Genomic DNA, 18,862 nt, shown 5'->3' with positions numbered 1-18,862 from the left:
CCTTCCCCTCACCTTTCAACAGTTACGAAATCGGCCAATCCCGAATCCCGAATCCCAGCTTCACCGCAGCCCCGTCTCGTTGCGCGCGATCACCAAGCGCTGGATCTCCGAGGTACCTTCGTAGATCTCGGTGATCTTGGCATCGCGGAAGTAGCGCTCCAGCGGCATTTCCTTGGAATAGCCCATGCCGCCGTGGATCTGCACCGCCTGGTGGGTGATCCACATCGCCGCTTCCGAGGCGGTCAGCTTGGCCACCGAAGCCTCGGTGGTGAAGCGCTGCCCCTGCCCCTTCACCCATGCCGCGCGCAACGTCAGCAGCAAGGCCGCATCGAGCTTGCACTTCATGTCGGCGATCTTGGCCTGGGTCATCTGGAACGTGCCGATCGGCGCGCCGAACGCCTTGCGCTCCTTCACGTAGTCCAGGGTGGCCTGGTAGGCCGCGCGGGCGATGCCGATCGCCTGCGAGGCGATGCCGATGCGGCCGGCATCGAGCACGCTCATCGCGATCTTGAAGCCTTCGCCCGCGGTACCCAACACTTCCTCCGGGGTGGCGACGTAGTCCTGGAACTCGATCTCGCAGGTGGCCGAGGCGCGAATGCCGAGTTTGGGCTCGGTCTTGCCGCGGTGGAAGCCGGGTTTGTCTGTGTCGACGACGAAGGCGGTAATGCCGCGCGCGCCCTGCTCCGGATCGGTGACCGCGAACAGCACGATGTACTTGGCGACCGGGCCGGAGGTGATCCAGCTCTTCTTGCCGTTGATGACGAAGCTGCCGTCGTCCTGGCGCACCGCGCGGCACCGCATCGCGGTGGCGTCGGAGCCGGACTGCGGCTCGGTCAGCGCGAAGGCGCCGATCTCGCGGCCCTCGGCGATGGCGCGCACGTACTTCTGCTTCTGCGCCTCGTTGCCGTTCTTGAGGATGCCGGCGCAGAACAGCGAGTTGTTGACCGACACGATGGTGGAATGGGCGGCGTCGCCGGCGGCGATCTCGACCATGGCCAGCACATAGGCGATCGGGTCCATGCCGGCGCCGCCGTATTCCTCCGGCACCTCGATGCCCATCAAGCCGTTCTCGCCGAGCAGGCGGATGTTCTCCAGCGGGAACTCGCCGGTGCGGTCGTGATGCTCGGCGCTGGGCGCGATCCGCTCCTGGGCGATGCGTCGCGCCACGTCCTGGATCATCAATTGTTCTTCAGTAAAGCTGAAATCCACGTAGAACCCCTCCCGGGCTGTCTGGTCCGCCATTGTAGCCACCCAGACCATACGCAGGCGTGTGCGCGACTTGACCCGACGCGCCCATCGGACCAAAATATCTCTATATCGCGATAGGAAGATATTATGGATCTGGAGGACTGGTCGAGCCGGCTCAAGGTGTTCGCCGATGCGACCCGTGTGCGCCTGCTGGCCCTGCTCGAACAGGAGGAGCTGACCGTGGCCGAGCTGTCGGCGATCACTCGGCTGGCGCAGCCGCGCGTGTCCACGCATCTGGCCAAGCTCAAGGAGGCCGGGCTGGTGCGCGACCGCCGCGCCGGCGTGTCCGCCTATTATCGCTTCGACGAGACCCTGCTGGATCCGGCGCAGCGCGCGCTGTGGCTGGCGCTGAGCACCGGCAGCGACGACCCGCTGCTGCGCCAGGACGCCGAACGCGTGGCCGCGGTCCTGGCCAACCGTGCCGCCGACCAAAACTGGGCCGATTCGGTGGCCGGCGACATGGAACGCCACTACTCCCCGGGCCGCACCTGGGAAGCGCTGGCGCGCACCGCGCTGCCGCTGCTGGAGACCGGCGACGTGCTCGATATCGCCTCCGGCGACGGCGTGCTGGCCGAACTGGTCGCCCCGCACGCGCACCGCTACGTCTGCATCGACACCAGCGCGCGGGTGGTGGCCGCGGCCAGCGAACGCCTGCGCCGTCTGAGCAATGTGGAGGTGCGCGAGGGCGACATGCACGCCCTGCCCTTCGCCGATGCCAGCTTCGACCTGGTGGTGATGATGCACGCGCTGACCTACGCCACCAAGCCGGCGCAGGCGGTGACCGAATCGGCGCGGGTGCTGCGCCCCGGCGGGCGCCTGCTGCTGTGCAGCCTGGCCCGCCACGAGCACAAGGCCGCGGTGCAGGCCTATGGCCACGTCAACCTGGGCTTTTCTTCCAAGGAACTTCGCAAGTTCGTGGACAAGGCAGAGCTGGAGGTGTCCAGCCTGGAAACCGTGACCCGCGAGAAACGGCCGCCGCATTTCGAGGTGATTTCCTTGATTGCTGGGAAGCCGGGAATCGGGAATCGGGAATCGGGAATCGAAAAAGCGACCGCCAAGCGCAAAGCGGTCGCAGGAGAAACTGCATGAACGCCGACGCTTCCGCCCCATTCCCTATTCCCCATTCCCCACTCTCAGCCACCAGGTGGCTAAACCCACAGCGCGCGCAGAAACTGCTGCAGGCCCTGTCCGAGCGCATCCTGATCATCGACGGGGCGATGGGCACGATGATCCAGCGGCACGGGCTGCAGGAGGCCGACTACCGCGGCGAACGCTTCGCCGAGGGCTACGACAGCACCCAGGCCGCGCACGTGCACGGCCCCGGCTGCGATCACGCGCCGCCGCCGGGCCACGACCTGAAGGGCAACAACGACCTGCTGCTGCTGACTCGCCCCGACGTCATTTCCGAGATCCACCGCGCCTATCTCGATGCCGGTGCCGACCTGCTCGAGACCAACACCTTCAACGCGACCTCGGTCAGCCAGGCCGACTATCACCTGGAACACCTGGTCTATGAGCTCAACAAGGCCGGCGCGCGGGTCGCGCGCGACTGCTGCGACGCGGTCGAAGCACAGCAGGTCCGTGACGGCGGGCCGGACAAGCCGCGCTTCGTCATCGGCGTGCTCGGCCCGACCAGCCGCACCGCCTCGATCAGCCCGGACGTCAACGATCCCGGTTTCCGCAACACCAGCTTCGACGAACTGCGCGGGACCTATCGCGAGGCGATCGAGGGCCTGATCGACGGCGGCGCCGATACCCTGATGGTCGAGACGATCTTCGACACGCTCAACGCCAAGGCCGCGCTGTATGCGATCGAGGAAGTGTTCGACGCGCGCGGCGGGCGCCTGCCGGTGATGATCTCCGGCACCATCACCGACGCCTCCGGCCGCACCCTGTCCGGGCAGACCGCCGAGGCGTTCTACGCCTCGGTCGCGCACGGGCGGCCGCTGTCGGTCGGGCTGAACTGCGCGCTCGGCGCCAAGGACCTGCGCCCGCACGTGGAGACCCTGGCGCGGATCGCCGACGGCTACGTCAGCGCGCACCCCAACGCCGGCCTGCCCAACGCGTTCGGCGAGTACGACGAGACCCCCGAGGAAATGGCGGCGACGCTGCGCGAGTTCGCCGAATCCGGGCTGCTGAACCTGGTCGGCGGCTGCTGCGGCACCTCCCCCGCGCATATCCGCGCCATCGCCGAGGCGGTGCGCGGGCTGCCGCCGCGCGTGCCGCTGGCGGCGCAGGCGCAGGCCGCCTGAGATGCCCGCCGCGCGCACGCCCGTCCTCGCCACCCGCATCGCCCCGCGCATGCGCCACGCCGTCCGCGTGCGCGCCTGCCTGTCCCCGCTTCCGGAACGCTGAACCATGTCCTCCGCCCGCCACACCCGCCTGTCCGGCCTGGAGCCGCTGCTGCTGACCCCGGACCTGCTGTTCGTCAACATCGGCGAGCGCACCAACGTCACCGGCAGCGCGCAGTTCCGCAAGCTGATCAAGGAAGAGCGCTACGAGGAAGCGGTGGAGGTGGCGCGCCAGCAGGTCGCCAATGGCGCGCAGATCCTCGACGTCAACATGGACGAGGGCCTGATCGACTCGGAGAAGGCGATGGTGCGCTTTCTCAACCTGATCATGTCCGAGCCGGACATCGCGCGCATCCCGGTGATGGTCGATTCCTCCAAGTGGAGCGTGATCGAGGCCGGGCTGAAGTGCCTGCAGGGCAAGAGCGTGGTCAACTCGATCTCGCTCAAGGAAGGCGAGGCGCCGTTCGTCGAACAGGCGCGCAAGGTGCTGCGCTATGGCGCCGCGGCGGTGGTGATGGCCTTCGACGAGGTCGGCCAGGCCGATACCTGCGCGCGCAAGGTGGAGATCTGCACCCGTGCCTACCGCATCCTCACCGAGCAGGTCGGGTTCCCGCCGGAAGACATCATCTTCGATCCGAACATCTTCGCCGTGGCCACCGGCATCGAGGAACACGACAACTACGCGGTCGATTTCATCGAGGCGACCCGCCTGATCAAGCAGACCCTGCCGCATTGCCACGTCTCCGGCGGCGTCTCCAACGTGTCGTTCTCGTTCCGCGGCAACGAGACCGTGCGCCAGGCGATCCACTCGGTGTTCCTGTACCACGCCATCGCCGCCGGCATGGACATGGGCATCGTCAACGCCGGCGGCATGCCGATCTACGACGAGTTGGACCCGGAGCTGCGCGAGCGCGTGGAGGACGTGATCCTCAACCGCCGCCGCGACGCCACCGAACGCCTGCTGGAGATCGCCGAGCGTTACAAAAAAGCCGGGAATCGGGATTCGGGAATCGGGAATCGCGAGAAGCTCGCGTGGCGCGAGAAAACCGTGCGCGACCGGCTCAGCCATGCGCTGGTGCATGGCATCGACGAGTTCGTCGAGGTCGATACCGAGGAGGCGCGGCAGCAGTCGACGCGGCCGCTGGACGTGATCGAAGGGCCGCTGATGGACGGCATGAACGTGGTCGGCGACCTGTTCGGCGCCGGCAAGATGTTCCTGCCGCAGGTGGTCAAGTCGGCGCGGGTGATGAAGAAGGCGGTGGCCTACCTGCTGCCCTACATCGAGGCCGAGAAGCTGCGCACCGGCGACACCGGCAAGTCCAACGGCAAGATCGTGATGGCCACGGTCAAGGGCGACGTGCACGACATCGGCAAGAACATCGTCGGCGTGGTCCTGGCCTGCAACAACTTCGACGTGATCGACCTGGGGGTGATGGTGCCGACCCAGACCATCCTCGACCGCGCGCGCGCCGAGAACGCCGACATCATCGGCCTGTCCGGGCTGATCACCCCGTCGCTGGAGGAGATGACCCATGTCGCCCGCGAGATGCAGCGGCAGGGCTTCTCGATGCCGCTGCTGATCGGCGGCGCCACCACCTCGCGCGCGCACACCGCGCTGAAGATCGACCCGCACTATGCGGCGCCGACGGTGTGGGTCAAGGATGCCTCGCGCGCGGTCGGCGTGGCGCAGTCGCTGATCTCCAAGGACCTGCGCGCGGCCTTCGTCGCCGCCAACGACGCCGACTACGCCGAGATCCGCCAGCGTCACAAGAACCGCGGCGACGCCAAGCGCCTGGTGTCGCTGGACAAGGCGCGCGCGCAACGCTTCGACGGCGGCTGGGACGGCTACACGCCGCCGGCGCCGCGGCAGCCCGGCCTGCACGTGTTCGACGACTACCCGCTGGACGACCTGCTGCCGCTGATCGACTGGACTCCGTTCTTCCAGGCCTGGGAGCTGGCCGGCAAGTTCCCCGCGATCCTCACCGACGAGATCGTCGGCCAGCAGGCCAGCGAGCTGTACCGCGACGCGCGCGCCATGCTCGAACGCATCGTCGCCGAGAAGTGGCTGACCGCCAAGGCGGTGTTCGGGCTATGGCCGGCCAATAGCGTGGGCGACGATGTCGAGGTGGTCCTGACGGCCCACCGGGAATCGGGAATCGGGAATTCGGAATCGCAAGAGCAAGGCCAATCCCCATTCCCGAATCCCCAATCCCGGCACCTCCTGCACTTCCTGCGCCAACAGGTCGACAAGCCCGTCGAGCGCCCGGATTTCTGCCTGGCCGACTTCATCGCCCCGCGCGAGAGCGGCAAGCAGGACTGGATCGGCGCCTTCGCAGTCACCGCCGGCATCGGCATCGAGCCGCATGTGGCGCGCTTCGAGGCGGCGCACGACGACTACAACGCGATCCTGCTCAAGGCGCTGGCCGATCGCCTGGCCGAGGCGCTGGCCGAACGCTTGCACCAGCGCGTGCGCACCGAGTTCTGGGGCTATGCGCAGGACGAGGCGCTGAGCAACGAGGCCCTGATCGCCGAGCAGTACCGCGGCATCCGCCCTGCCCCCGGTTATCCGGCCTGCCCCGAGCACAGCGAGAAGCAGACCCTGTTCGCACTGCTCGATGCCGGGCGCAACGCCGGCATGACCTTGACCGAGAGCTTCGCCATGCTGCCCACCGCGGCGGTGTCCGGCTACTACTTCAGCCACCCGCGCAGCCAGTACTTCGTGGTCGGGCGCCTGGGCAAGGACCAGGTCGCCGACTACGCGCGCCGCAAGGGCGTGCCGGTACAGCAGGCCGAGCGCTGGCTGGCCTCGAACCTGGATTACGATCCGGAGTGAGGCCCTGGGCCGTCGCAGGCGCCAGCATTGCCTGCTTCGCCATCACACACGCCCTTCCCACCCACTGCCGATGCCGATGCCCACCTCGTCCCCGCTGAAGATCGTGGTCACCGGCAGCGCCGGCCGGGTCGGCCGCGCGATCCACATCCGGCTCGCGCGCGAGCACCGCGTCAGTGGCTTCGACCGGACGCCCTGCTCCACCGCCGACTGGGTCGGCGACCTCGACGACGCCGCACTGCTGGCGCGGGCGCTGCACCGCGCGGACGCGGTGATCCACACCGCCGCGCTGCATGCCCCGCACGTCGCACATGTGCCGGCGGCGCGCTTCCGCCAGGTCAACGTCGACGGCACGCGCCGCGTGCTGGATGCCGCCGCGGCGGCCGGCGTGCGCTGCATCGTGTTCACCAGCACCACCGCGCTGTACGGCAGCGCCGCCACTCCCCACGGCAGCGCCGGCTGGGTCGACGAAATGCTGCCGCCGCAGCCGCAGACTATCTATCACCACACCAAGCTGGAAGCCGAGGCGCTGCTGCACGAGGCGGCCGTCCAGGGCGGACCGAGCGTGCGCATCCTGCGCATGTCGCGCTGCTTCCCGGAGCCGGTCAACGTGATGGCCGCGTTCCGCCTGCATCGCGGCATCGACGCACGCGACGTCGCCGAGGCCCATGCCGCGGCGTTGCGGCATGCCGGACCAGCGGCGGCGACGTTCGTGATTTCCGGGGCCACACCGTTCCTGCGCGAGGATCGCGCCGACCTGCACGGCGCGGCACCGGCGGTCCTGCAACGCCGTGCGCCGGCGCTGGTGGCGGCGTTCGCGCAACGCGGCTGGGCGCTGCCGGAACGGATCGATCGCGTCTATTCGCCGCAACGGGCGCTTGACGCACTGGGCTGGCAACCGCGCCATGGTTTCGCCGAGGTGTTGCACCAGTACGACACGCATGTTCCCGAGGTGCTCCCGCCTAATGATGGAAGCGCGGCCAGCGACTGAACGCCCGGCCCCGATCGGCATATCGTGGTCGGACGGTGATGCAAGGACGCGAGCGCTACCCGCGGGCCTGGCACCGCGTTGGCGGATACGCCGGATTCGCCAACGCGCAAACGCATTGCGCGCTCCGCATGCGCCGACGGCCGCGAACCGGAAGCACCCGGTGTTTTTCCGGCGGGTTCGCGAATCCCGGCAAGCAATTGATCAGTAAAGCGAAATTCCTGAGCACCATGAAACTGAGCAAGACGATTCCTTCCCCTGCAGGTCGCCACACACCCGTTTCGCGGAATCGACATTTTTTCCTTAATCCCCGCCGACAGTTATGCTGACGGTGTCGCGTCCTCACGGACGCGTGGATTGAAACCGGGAACAGCGTGCGTGCGTGCTGCTCGGCGGCGGGTCGCGTCCTCACGGACGCGTGGATTGAAACATGGACGATCATGGCAACGGCGACGGCTGCACGCTCGTCGCGTCCTCACGGACGCGTGGATTGAAACTATGAAATCGATCCGGCGTCGCTGCAACTGAACAAGGTCGCGTCCTCACGGACGCGTGGATTGAAACTACGGGGCGCAGGGGGTAGGGGATTTCCGTGTCGGTCGCGTCCTCACGGACGCGTGGATTGAAACTTGAAATCGGACATGTTGTTCAGTTTTGTAGTTGGTCGCGTCCTCACGGACGCGTGGATTGAAACTCGATCACCGCTTCGATGGCGTCCAGACCGATGCGGTCGCGTCCTCACGGACGCGTGGATTGAAACCGTTGTCGTTGTAGGTCTCTTGCGAGACCACCGCGTCGCGTCCTCACGGACGCGTGGATTGAAACATGCCGGCCACCAAAGAAAAAGAGCCGCTACAGGTCGCGTCCTCACGGACGCGTGGATTGAAACCAGAGTCGCCGTCCAAGCTTGGTAGCAGCTACACGGTCGCGTCCTCACGGACGCGTGGATTGAAACGAGGTTCATGCAGCCGCCTGTGCCGGCACGCGACGAGTCGCGTCCTCACGGACGCGTGGATTGAAACCAGGCCGAACGCGGCATCGAGCGAATTGCGGCCGTCGCGTCCTCACGGACGCGTGGATTGAAACGCTAGCGCGCCGAAGCCTGCGCCGATGGATCCCGTCGCGTCCTCACGGACGCGTGGATTGAAACTTGCACGCGCTGGCCGCATAGGATCATCAGGCGGAGTCGCGTCCTCACGGACGCGTGGATTGAAACCGCGCGTTCGTCATGGTCGAGGAAGCGAAGCGCGAGTCGCGTCCTCACGGACGCGTGGATTGAAACCATTTCCGCCCATAGGCATATGCGTCGTTCCTGGTCGCGTCCTCACGGACGCGTGGATTGAAACTCGCGCACCCGCGCCGCCGTCGCCGCCGGTTTCGCGTCGCGTCCTCACGGACGCGTGGATTGAAACTCAAAGAACTTCGGGGCCTGGGTCGCACCGCGCCTGTCGCGTCCTCACGGACGCGTGGATTGAAACGCCGCCTCGATCGCGTCGCGCATGTCCTCCATGTGTCGCGTCCTCACGGACGCGTGGATTGAAACTTGATGGCGGAATCGATCTTCGCAGGCGTAAGCATGGTCGCGTCCTCACGGACGCGTGGATTGAAACGTATCGCATGCGTGACGGCAGCGTCGCATGCCGTCGCGTCCTCACGGACGCGTGGATTGAAACGTATCGCATGCGTGACGGCAGCGTCGCATGCCGTCGCGTCCTCACGGACGCGTGGATTGAAACCTAAAACAGCACCCGTTCTGCGTGATGTGCCAGGTCGCGTCCTCACGGACGCGTGGATTGAAACCCGCCATCCTGATCGACAAGCACCAGTGCGCGAGCGTCGCGTCCTCACGGACGCGTGGATTGAAACAGTGACACTCGCCCCCATGCCCGACAGCCCATCTTGTCGCGTCCTCACGGACGCGTGGATTGAAACTTGCCCTCGGACAGCAAGTTGGACACGCCGGCGAGTCGCGCCCTCACGGACGCGTGGATTGAAACTCGTCTAGGGCATCAGCCAGATGGCTCCCGTACTGTCGCGTCCTCACGGACGCGTGGATTGAAACCTTTTGGTCAGGGGTTGCGGTGGTGCTGGCGCGTCGCGTCCTCACGGACGCGTGGATTGAAACCCGTCTGCTAGGTGCCCGGCGATCAGCGCCAGGTCGCGTCCTCACGGACGCGTGGATTGAAACCGCCGAAACGCCAGCCACAGCAGCAGGGCGACGATGTCGCGTCCTCACGGACGCGTGGATTGAAACCAAAATTTGCAGATCACCGCTGCAAAATTCCAAATTGTCGCGTCCTCACGGACGCGTGGATTGAAACTTTCAATGCGTCTTCGATGACGCCGCGCGCACCGTCGCGTCCTCACGGACGCGTGGATTGAAACTTTTGTAGACGGTCCAGAACCAGCCGGCGGCGTCGTCGCGTCCTCACGGACGCGTGGATTGAAACACCTCAGGCTCGCGGATTGGCGCCGCACGCGGCCACGTCGCGTCCTCACGGACGCGTGGATTGAAACAAGCTGGATCGGCACGACCAGTCCATCGCACTGGGTCGCGTCCTCACGGACGCGTGGATTGAAACATGCCACTCGCGAGGAGATACGGCTATGGCCGGTCGCGTCCTCACGGACGCGTGGATTGAAACAGCCACTTAGGACGCCACCAGGGGAGCAATTACCTGGTCGCGTCCTCACGGACGCGTGGATTGAAACTGTAGCTGTGCCAGGCGCTCCACGGCATCCGCCGTCGCGTCCTCACGGACGCGTGGATTGAAACGTAAGGTCGCCGAGCCAGCCGGCGCGCATCAAAGTGTCGCGTCCTCACGGACGCGTGGATTGAAACGCGTAGCTGAAAGTCCCGCTGGTCCACGAGCTGGTCGCGTCCTCACGGACGCGTGGATTGAAACATTTGCTTCCACCCGAGGAGGATGGAATCGTCGAGTCGCGTCCTCACGGACGCGTGGATTGAAACACGCCGGCCGACCGCGAGCTAATCCAGCAGCTGTGTCGCGTCCTCACGGACGCGTGGATTGAAACTTCGTCGGCACCTTGGGCAACACCGGGCCGATTTGTCGCGTCCTCACGGACGCGTGGATTGAAACGTCATCACCAACGCCAAGGTGCAGGCCAAGCTGGAGCATCGCGTCCTCACGGACGCGTGGATTGAAACATGCAGTTACAACGCAGGCGGGCGAACACGCTGTAGTCGCGTCCTCACGGACGCGTGGATTGAAACACGATACGCTGGCAAAGAAGTACGTTGCGCAACAGGGTCGCGTCCTCACGGACGCGTGGATTGAAACACGGCGATGATGCAGTTCAAGCTCGCTGGGCGCTCGTCGCGTCCTCACGGACGCGTGGATTGAAACGCAAGCGGGCTGGACGACGCCGAACACACAGGCGCGGTCGCGTCCTCACGGACGCGTGGATTGAAACGGGCCATAGCTCTGCTGCTTGACCCGTTGCCCACGGTCGCGTCCTCACGGACGCGTGGATTGAAACCTGTTAAAGCAGTGGGGGGAGTGGGCGCCGCACGAGGTCGCGTCCTCACGGACGCGTAGATTGAAACAGAACCCACGTGTGCGTTGCGACGGCGACATTCGTCGCGTCCTCACGGACGCGTGGATTGAAACCAGGCGCGACGCGGCAGCCTGCATGCGCACGGCAAGTCGCGTCCTCACGGACGCGTGGATTGAAACGCATCCGCGCTCGCCAACCCGCCCGCGTACTGGTGTCGCGTCCTCACGGACGCGTGGATTGAAACTTTACCCGGGCGTCGCCGTACTGCTCGAAATACGGTCGCGTCCTCACGGACGCGTGGATTGAAACGCCATGGCATCGCGCAAGGCATCGATCATCGCAGCGTCGCGTCCTCACGGACGCGTGGATTGAAACATTGGGCATCGCCCTGCCCCGATCCGACCAACCGTCGCGTCCTCACGGACGCGTGGATTGAAACCCGTTTCAGACGTTCCCACTGCTGCGCGATGCGGCGGTCGTGTCCTCACGGACGCGTGGATTGAAACATCCACATGGACCAGCTCGAAGCAGAGCAGGCGCGTCGCGCCCTCACGGGCGCGTGCATTGAAACTTCGCGATCGGGACCACCACGCCTAAGGGCACGTGGGTCGCGCCCTCACAGGAGCGGCGGCACTCAACGCTCAGCGCAACAACACCGAAATGCCGAGGCCGCCCTGCCAGTCGTCGGTCTGCGCCGACAGGCCGCGCAATACCGACAGATCCAGTTGCACGCGCTCGGCGAACAGCCAGGTAACACCGCTGCCGAGGGCGCGCATCTCGTCCTCGCCGCCACCGATGCCGGCTTCGACGTAGGCGCTGAGGGTGTCGCCGGCGTAGAAGGTGTAGCTGGGCGAGACGCTCCAGCCGGAGCCGTCCTCGCTGTCGCTGAGGTTGCCGTACAGCGCCAGGCTGCGCCCTGCGGGAAGATCCCAGCCGGCGGTCACGCCGAGGTCGTAGCGGTGTCCGGCCTCGCCGTACGGCGGGCGCCCGACCGGCAGACTGGCGCTGCCCAGCATTGCCCAGGTGAAGCCGTCGCGCGCGCTCGGCAAGGCCTGCTTGATGCCGATGCTGGCATCGCCGCCGCTGTGCCCACGCCGGTCCTCACCGCCGCCGCGTACCCGTTGCCAGACCTGGCTGTCGATCGCCAACTGCAACTCGGTACGCGCGCTCAGGCCGATCCGCAGCCGGCTGTCGGCGACGTACTCGGTACTGCGCACGCCGCCGCTGCGATCGTAGCTGCCGTCGAAGAACGCCTGCTCCCAGGCCACCTGGCCGCGCCCCAGGGTGGTCGACGCGAAGCCGATCCCGGGCCGGTCGAAGGCCGGCGCATCCTCGGCGCTGGCCACGCCGGCGATGCCCGCATGGGCGGCCAGCAGTAGCATGCAGCGCACAAGCGCGGCCGCTCTGTGCCGCCCCCGATCTGTGGCGGCGCAGGACCCCAAAGACGGCCGTGGCGCAAGAGAGGATGAGACAGGCATGCGCGAACTCCTTGCGTGCGGGGGACGACGGCTACGCCTCAAGGCGCCGTTGGCGAGTGTGCCTGGATCGACTCGATGTGCGCCGTGAAGCCCGGCAACAGCACGCGATTGCCGTACCCGCTGAGGTGGTCGGCATCGAAGAACAACGGTCGCCCGTCGCGCATGCCCGCGCAGCGCTCGGCATCGCACAGCGCCGGCAGCGGATCCCACACCGTGGCATGCGGCAACCGCGCGGCGATCCGCTGCAGGCTCTGCAGCACCGGCGCGCGGTAGCGTTCCATGGTCGCGCGCTGGATCTCGGTGCCGCGCGCGCAGATCGGATTGCCGCGGTTGAACCAGTCCGAGCAGCGGTAGGGCGGCGCACGCAACAGCGGCTTGGGCGCCTCGAACACGATGCGCACGCCATGCTGCGCCAGCGGGTGCAGCAGCGCGACCGCCGCGTCCTCGCCGGCCGCGCGCGCGGCCCGGGCCGCGGCGCTGTCCTGCTCGGCCATGACCGCCGCCTCGTCGAACAGTTCGGTCTGCTCGGCCAGGCGCAGCAGCCGCAACGCCGGCAGGAACAGCACATCGCCATCGCGCGCATGCGCGGCGACGTCGTCCAGGGTGCTGCGCTCGTAGGCCTGGCACCCGGCGTGCGTCGCCTGCCAGGCCTGCAGGCCGACGATCGCGCAACCGCCAACACCATACAGGCGGACCGCCACGCCGCGCTGCAGGGCGAAACGGCGCAGCAGTTCGTTGTAGGCCAGCGCATGCGAATCGCCAGCGACGAACAACTGGGTCGGCGTGCGCGGGGCCTCCAGGCCGCTGGCGCGCAGGTCGCAGTCGCCGCGCTCGAACGATTTGGCGCCCCCCACATGCCCGGTCCTGAGCGCGCAGTGCGGAAAGTCCTTGCGTAGATCCTTGGCGTAGGCATACCAGTCCAGCGGATGCCGGCTCACCGTGCTCAGCGAGTAGTAGCGCTGCGTGTCCAGCAGCAGCGCATGCGCACCGGCGGCGAGCAGGATCAGGCCCAGCCCGGCGGCGATGGTCCGCGCCGGCGTACGCGCCTTGCCGATGCGGCCGCTGCGCCACGGCAACTCCACCCAACGGTACGAGGCGATCGCCAGCGCCGCCAGCAGCAGCAGCGCCAGCGCCTTGGCCAGCGCCGAGTCCAGGCCCACCGTCCAGCGAAACACCACGAACACCGGCCAATGCCACAGGTACAGCGAATAGGAGACGCGGCCGATCGCCACCACCGCACGCTGAGACAGCGCGCGCTTGATCCAGCCGGCGGGCGCGCCGTGCAGCAATCCCAGCAGGCCCAGCGTGCCCAGCACCGGCCACAGGCCATCGGGCCAAGGCGAATGGCCGGGGCGCGCGCGCCACAAACCGTAGCCCACCACCCCCAGCGCCAGCGCCAACAACGGCGAACGCCAGTGCCAGGCCGCACGCGGCGCAGGCGCAAGGCCGGCATCGAAACGTCCGCTCAGCGCCAGCGCCTGGTACAGCAACACGCCGCTGCCCAGTTGCCAGAAACGCGCGGTGGTCAGGTAGAACGCGTCGCCGGCATCGCCGCCGCCGCGACTGCGCACGAACGCATAGGCCAGCGATGCGGCCGACGCCAGCGCCACCAGCAGCGTGGACCACGCGCGGCCGCGGCCGCCGCGGTTCCAGGCCAGGAACAGCAACGGGAACAGCAGGTAGAACTGCTCCTCCACGCCCAGCGACCAGGTATGCGTGTACGGGTTGAATTCGGCCTTGGGCGAGAAATAGTCGTTGCCGGTGGCGGCCAGCACCCAGTTGCTGAGGCCGACGAAGGCCATGCGCCCGGTCTTGGCGCTGGTTTCGCTCAACCAGGAGTCGGGAATGAACAGACCGCTGGCCAGACCGGTCGCCAGCAGGCAGGCCACCAGCGCTGGCGCGATGCGGCGCATGCGGCGCGCGTAGAACTGCGCGAACACGCCCAGGCTGCCGGCCGCGGGCAGGCGCTGCAGCGAGGCGCTGACCACGAACCCGGAGATCACGAAGAACACGTCGACGCCGGTGAAGCCGCCCGGCAGCCAGCGAGGATCTAGGTGGTAGGCGATCACCGCCACCACCGCCAGCGCGCGCAAGCCATCCACATAGGGCAGATAGCCCGACGCGTGCACCGACGGCGCGGCATGCAGACGCGCCGCGCCTGGCGCCTCCTTCCCTGGATCCATGGCGCTTACCAGATCAGGTCGTCGGGGATCTGGTACTTGGGATCGGCGTAGGGGTCTTCCTCGGCGCTGGCATTCGGGTCGACCCGCAGCGCCACCGCCGCCGGGAAGATCGCCTCGGCCTGGTCCAGCAGCGCCGCCGTCACCAGCAGATAGCGCCCGTTCTGCTGCAGCACGCCCAGCTCGCCGGCGTTGAGCGCCTTGAGCTGCTCGGCGGTGACGTAGATGCGCTTGATCTTGCCGCCATACGGGAAATGGCGGGCGATGTCGGCATCGGCCGCGTTCAATGCCTGGCCCTGCAGCAGTTCATCGAGCTTGGCGCGCGCCTCGCGGCGCAGGCGCGCCTGTTCCTGCTTGAGCCGTTCGGCCTCGATGCGCTCGTCCTTCTCGCGCTGCGCGCGGATCGCATAGGCCTTGGCCAGGTCGATGTCCTCGCGGCTGCGCGGCGGCCGTGCGCCCTGCGGCCGCGCTTGCGGCTGCCCGGGCGCGCCTTGCGGACGACCCGCACCCTGCGGTCGGCCGCGGCGATCGCCGGGCGCCTGTGCGCGCGCGCCGCCTGGCTTGCCGCCCGGCGCACCGCCGCCGGCATTGCGCTCGCCACGCGCCGCATCGCCATGCGCCGGGCGCTGTCCCGGCCGTGCCCGCGATGCGGGCGGCGCGGAAGGCGCATTGCGTTCGGGTCTGGGCACGGGCTTGAAGCCCAGGCCGAGCAACTGGTCGCGGAGGGTATCGCTCATCGGGTCGGGATCGGTTGGTGGATCAGTAGTGCGGCGGAGGCGGTTCGTCGGCGGGATCGGCGTACAGCGTGCTGCGCACCTTGCCCAGGTCTTCCAGCAGGTGGCGCAGCAACGTCGCGTTGCGCTGGCTTTCGGCACGCGCCTCGGCCAACGCATCGCTCAGGTCGGACAGCGCCTGTTCCTGGAAGGACAGGCGCGTCTCCAACTCGATCAACCGGTTCTCCAGCAATCGATCCTGGGTGGAGAAATCATGCTGCACGGATCGAACGCCCGCGGCCGATGCCATAGTACGCGAGGTCGAAGGTCTCGATTTCCTGCGGATCGTAGAGATTGCGCCCATCGAACACCACCGCGTCGCCGAGCAGTTCCTTGATCCGGGTGAAATCCGGGCTGCGGAACTGCTTCCACTCGGTGACCACGACGAGCGCATCGGCGCCTTCCAGCGCGGCGAAGGCGTCCTCGCAGAAGCTCAGGTCGTCGCGTTCGCCGAAGATGCGCTTGGCTTCATGGGTCGCTTCCGGATCGTAGGCGCGCACCTTCGCCCCGGCCTCCCACAGCTGCGCCAACAGACGGCGGCTGGACGCGGCGCGCATGTCGTCGGTATTGGGCTTGAACGCCAGGCCCCACACCGCGAAGGTCTTGCCCGCCAGCGGCTGCGCCGCGCCGTAGTGGCGCTGGATCAGCTCGTACAGGTGGCCCTTCTGCGCCTCGTTGACCGCCTCCACCGCATCCAGCAGCTTGGCCTGGTGGCCGTACTGCTGTGCGGTGCGGGCGAGCGCCTGCACGTCCTTGGGGAAGCACGAGCCGCCGTAGCCGGCGCCCGGATAGATGAAGTGCCAGCCGATGCGCGGATCCGAGCCGATGCCCTGGCGCACCTTCTCCACGTCGGCGCCGACGCGCTCGGCGATGTTGGCGATCTCGTTCATGAAACTGATCTTGGTCGCCAGCATCGCGTTGGCCGCGTACTTGGTCAATTCGGCCGAACGCACGTCCATCTCCACGATGCGGTCGTGGTTGCGGTTGAACGGCGCGTACAGGCGGCGCAGGCGCGCGGCGGTGCCCGGCTTGCTGCTGCCGATGACGATGCGGTCCGGGCGCATGCAGTCGGCGACCGCGTCGCCTTCCTTCAGGAATTCCGGATTGGACACCACGTCGAACTCGATCGCCTCGCCGCGCTTGTCCAGTTCGGCGGCGATCGCCGCGCGCACCTTGTCGGCGGTGCCGACCGGCACGGTGGACTTGTTGACCACCACGGTCGGCCCCTGGATGTGCTGGCCGATGGTGCGGGCCACCGCCAGGACGTACTGCAGATCTGCGCTACCGTCCTCGTCCGGCGGCGTGCCGACGGCGATGAACACGATATCCCCATGCGCGATGGCGCTGGCCGCGTCGGTGGTGAAGAACAGCCTCCGTGCGGCGTGATTGGCCTTGACCATCGGCGAGAGGCCAGGCTCGTAAATCGGGACTACGCCCTTGTTGAGCCCATCCACTTTGGCTTGGTCGATGTCCACGCACACCACGTGATGGCCGACCTCGGCCAGACAGGTTCCGGTGACGAGCCCGACATAGCCGGTGCCGAATATCGCTACGCGCATGAAATCTCCTCTCGGTTATTGAAGGATGCCCAACAGTTCCACGTCGAAGGTCAGCATGGAATCCGGACCGATCGGGCCGCCCGGCGTGCCCTGCGCGCCGTAGCCCAGGTTGGACGGAATCCAGAAACGGTACTTGGAGCCGACCGGCATCAGCGCCACGCCCTCGCTCCAGCCCGGGACCACCTGGTTGAGCGAGAACTCGGCCGGCTGCCCGGTCTTGTACGAGCTGTCGAACACCTGCCCGTCGATCAGCCGGCCCTCGTAATTGACCCGCACCTTGCTGGTCGGCATCGGCCGCTCGCCGCTGCCCTGACGCAGCACCATGTACTGCAACCCCGACGGCGTGGTGACCACGCCCTTCTGGGTCTTGTTCTTGGCCAGGAAATCGTTGCCCTTCTGGCGGTTCTCGGCGGCCATGCCGGCCTGCTTGGCGCTCATCTCGGCCTGCTTGGCGGCGGCGAAGGACTGCAGGGCGGCGGTCGCCTGTTCCTGGGTCAGCGCCGGCTCGCCCTTGGCGAAGGCGGTGCGCAACGCGCTCATCAGCGTGGGCAGATCGATCTCGTCCTTGATCTGCGCCAGCGACGGGCCGACCGCGCGATCGCCGAGCATCAGGCCCACGTTCTGCTTGGACACCGGCGGCGGCTGGCTGCCCGGCGCCATCCCCGGCACCGGCTGGCCGCTGCGCGCGGCCAACTGGGTGCGCAACGCGGCGTCGGTGGCCTTGGTCTGCTCGTCGGACAGCAGGGGCTGCCCGCCCTTGAACGCGTTCTCGATCGCGCGCTGCATGGCGTCCACGTCGATGTCCTGGGCGATGGGCTCGAACGAACGCGCCACGTCCATGCCGATCGCGTAGCTGACCTTCTGCTTCTCGCTGGTCAGCGCCGCCGGCTTGGCACCCGGCGCCTGCGCGAACGCACTACCCGCCACCACGGCCATCCCCATCAACAGCGACGCCGCAACGCCGCGCATTCCCTTCTTCATTCGCTACTTTCCTGGAAGTGAACTGGAGCGCCGCGATGGCGCAGAGGCCGCATTGTCGCATGCGCGGCAACGATATCGACCCGGTTTCAGTGTGATGCCGGCTGCGCTTTCAGTTCGCGTTCGATGGCCGCGCGCAAGGCCGCATCGTCGGGCGCGACCTTGCTCGGAAACTGCGCCACCACGCGTCCGTCGCGCGCGATCAGATACTTGTGGAAGTTCCAGCCCGGCGCCACGCCGGTGGCCTGGGTCAGCTGCTTGTACAGCGGCGTCGCCGCGTCGCCGAGCACGTGCACCTTCTCGAACATCGGGAACTTCACGCCGTAGGTCAGCGTGCAGAATTCCTGGATCTGCTTCTCCGATCCAGGCTCCTGGCCCTTGAAGTCGTTGGACGGGAAGCCGAGCACGCTGAAGCCCTGCGCCGCGTACTGCTGCTGCAACTTCTCCAGGCCGTCGTACTGCGGGGTGTAGCCGCACTTGCTGGCGGTGTTGACTACCAGCAGCACCTTGCCGCCATAGGCCTTGTTCAGATTCACCTTGTCCTTGCCGGCCAGCGGACGGTAGTCCTGGTCCAGCAGCGAGGCTGCCCAGGCACTGCCGACGGTGCCGGCGGCGGCCAGGATCGCAAGGAAAAACAGTCGCTTGGGAAGTTTCATCGGGACACCGTGTCATGGAGAAAGGGATGGGCGGGACGTCGCCCATAGGTTGGGTCGGTCATCGTGTTGACATGACGTGTAACGGTGTTATAGTTAAATACAACACCACTCATCCAGAGCAGGGGACACGATGAACCTTCAACGCATGCAGCGCAGCCTTCCGGCCCTGGTCATCGTCGGCGCCCTGCTCTCGGCGAGTTGGGTCGGCGCCCAGTATGGCCAGGGACGGTCGTCCGATTATGGCGCCAGCGAGCCGCAGGAAGACAGCGACGATGCACCCGCCGCCCCCGCGCGGCGGATGCGCGCCTCGCTGTCGATGCCCTATTTCTCCTTCGCGCACACGCTGCGCCCACGGAGCTGAC

13 protein-coding genes and 1 CRISPR repeat array are annotated in these 18,862 nt (G+C 67.2%); of the genes, 5 read left to right on the top strand and 8 right to left on the bottom strand.

Annotated features, from left to right (window positions below; genetic code table 11):
- Positions 1 to 60: 60 nt before the first annotated feature.
- Complete coding sequence (locus AB3X07_RS09550; protein ID WP_369944271.1) at positions 61 to 1,242, bottom strand: acyl-CoA dehydrogenase family protein; 1,182 nt, start codon at positions 1,240 to 1,242, stop codon at positions 61 to 63.
- A gap of 93 nt (positions 1,243 to 1,335) precedes the next feature.
- Here AB3X07_RS09550 and AB3X07_RS09545 point away from each other — a divergent pair, with 93 nt between their 5' ends.
- The 4 genes from AB3X07_RS09545 (at position 1,336) to AB3X07_RS09530 (ending at position 7,360) form a co-directional block, all read left to right on the top strand.
- Complete coding sequence (locus tag AB3X07_RS09545) at positions 1,336 to 2,337, top strand: ArsR/SmtB family transcription factor (RefSeq protein WP_369944270.1); 1,002 nt, start codon at positions 1,336 to 1,338, stop codon at positions 2,335 to 2,337.
- On the top strand, positions 2,334 to 3,500 hold the full coding sequence (locus AB3X07_RS09540; protein WP_369944269.1) for a homocysteine S-methyltransferase family protein: 1,167 nt from the start codon (positions 2,334 to 2,336) through the stop codon (positions 3,498 to 3,500). The genes AB3X07_RS09545 and AB3X07_RS09540 overlap by 4 nt, the downstream gene beginning before the upstream one ends.
- A gap of 106 nt (positions 3,501 to 3,606) precedes the next feature.
- Entirely contained in the window at positions 3,607 to 6,372 is a 2,766-nt protein-coding gene (gene metH / locus AB3X07_RS09535) for a methionine synthase (protein ID WP_369944268.1), read from the top strand.
- Positions 6,373 to 6,448: 76 nt separating this feature from the next.
- Positions 6,449 to 7,360 (top strand): NAD-dependent epimerase/dehydratase family protein, encoded by a 912-nt coding sequence (locus tag AB3X07_RS09530; RefSeq protein ID WP_369944267.1) that lies wholly within the window; start codon positions 6,449 to 6,451, stop codon positions 7,358 to 7,360.
- A gap of 330 nt (positions 7,361 to 7,690) precedes the next feature.
- Positions 7,691 to 11,447: a CRISPR direct-repeat array (repeat unit 31 nt; unit sequence GTCGCGTCCTCACGGACGCGTGGATTGAAAC).
- Positions 11,448 to 11,517: 70 nt separating this feature from the next.
- Here AB3X07_RS09530 and AB3X07_RS09525 read toward each other — a convergent pair.
- The 7 genes from AB3X07_RS09525 to AB3X07_RS09495 form a co-directional block, all read right to left on the bottom strand.
- Positions 11,518 to 12,258: a transporter gene (locus AB3X07_RS09525; protein WP_369944266.1), complete on the bottom strand. Its 741-nt coding sequence runs from the start codon at positions 12,256 to 12,258 to the stop codon at positions 11,518 to 11,520.
- Positions 12,259 to 12,392: 134 nt separating this feature from the next.
- Positions 12,393 to 14,537, bottom strand: a complete 2,145-nt coding sequence (locus AB3X07_RS09520; protein ID WP_369944265.1) for an acyltransferase family protein — start codon at positions 14,535 to 14,537, stop codon at positions 12,393 to 12,395.
- Positions 14,538 to 14,542: 5 nt separating this feature from the next.
- Positions 14,543 to 15,271, bottom strand: a complete 729-nt coding sequence (locus AB3X07_RS09515; RefSeq protein WP_369944264.1) for a DUF2058 family protein — start codon at positions 15,269 to 15,271, stop codon at positions 14,543 to 14,545.
- Between the two features lie 22 nt (positions 15,272 to 15,293).
- A complete protein-coding gene (locus AB3X07_RS09510) occupies positions 15,294 to 15,557 on the bottom strand; it encodes a SlyX family protein (RefSeq protein ID WP_369944263.1) in 264 nt (87 codons plus the stop codon).
- Positions 15,520 to 16,866, bottom strand: coding sequence for a UDP-glucose dehydrogenase family protein (locus AB3X07_RS09505; RefSeq protein ID WP_369944262.1), 1,347 nt, complete (start codon positions 16,864 to 16,866; stop codon positions 15,520 to 15,522). Before AB3X07_RS09505 ends, AB3X07_RS09510 begins: the two co-directional genes overlap by 38 nt.
- Before the next feature lie 15 nt (positions 16,867 to 16,881).
- Positions 16,882 to 17,847 (bottom strand): FKBP-type peptidyl-prolyl cis-trans isomerase N-terminal domain-containing protein, encoded by a 966-nt coding sequence (locus tag AB3X07_RS09500; RefSeq protein ID WP_369944261.1) that lies wholly within the window; start codon positions 17,845 to 17,847, stop codon positions 16,882 to 16,884.
- Positions 17,848 to 17,933: 86 nt separating this feature from the next.
- Positions 17,934 to 18,500, bottom strand: a complete 567-nt coding sequence (locus AB3X07_RS09495; protein ID WP_369944260.1) for a glutathione peroxidase — start codon at positions 18,498 to 18,500, stop codon at positions 17,934 to 17,936.
- Positions 18,501 to 18,630: 130 nt separating this feature from the next.
- Between AB3X07_RS09495 and AB3X07_RS09490 the strand changes: the two genes are divergently transcribed.
- Positions 18,631 to 18,861 (top strand): hypothetical protein, encoded by a 231-nt coding sequence (locus AB3X07_RS09490; protein ID WP_369944259.1) that lies wholly within the window; start codon positions 18,631 to 18,633, stop codon positions 18,859 to 18,861.
- The last annotated feature ends 1 nt before the right edge of the window (position 18,862 follow it).

The organism is Xanthomonas sp. DAR 35659, from assembly GCF_041242975.1.
GTDB lineage: Bacteria > Pseudomonadota > Gammaproteobacteria > Xanthomonadales > Xanthomonadaceae > Xanthomonas_A > Xanthomonas_A medicagonis.
This window is presented reverse-complemented; position numbering and strand designations above follow the sequence as displayed.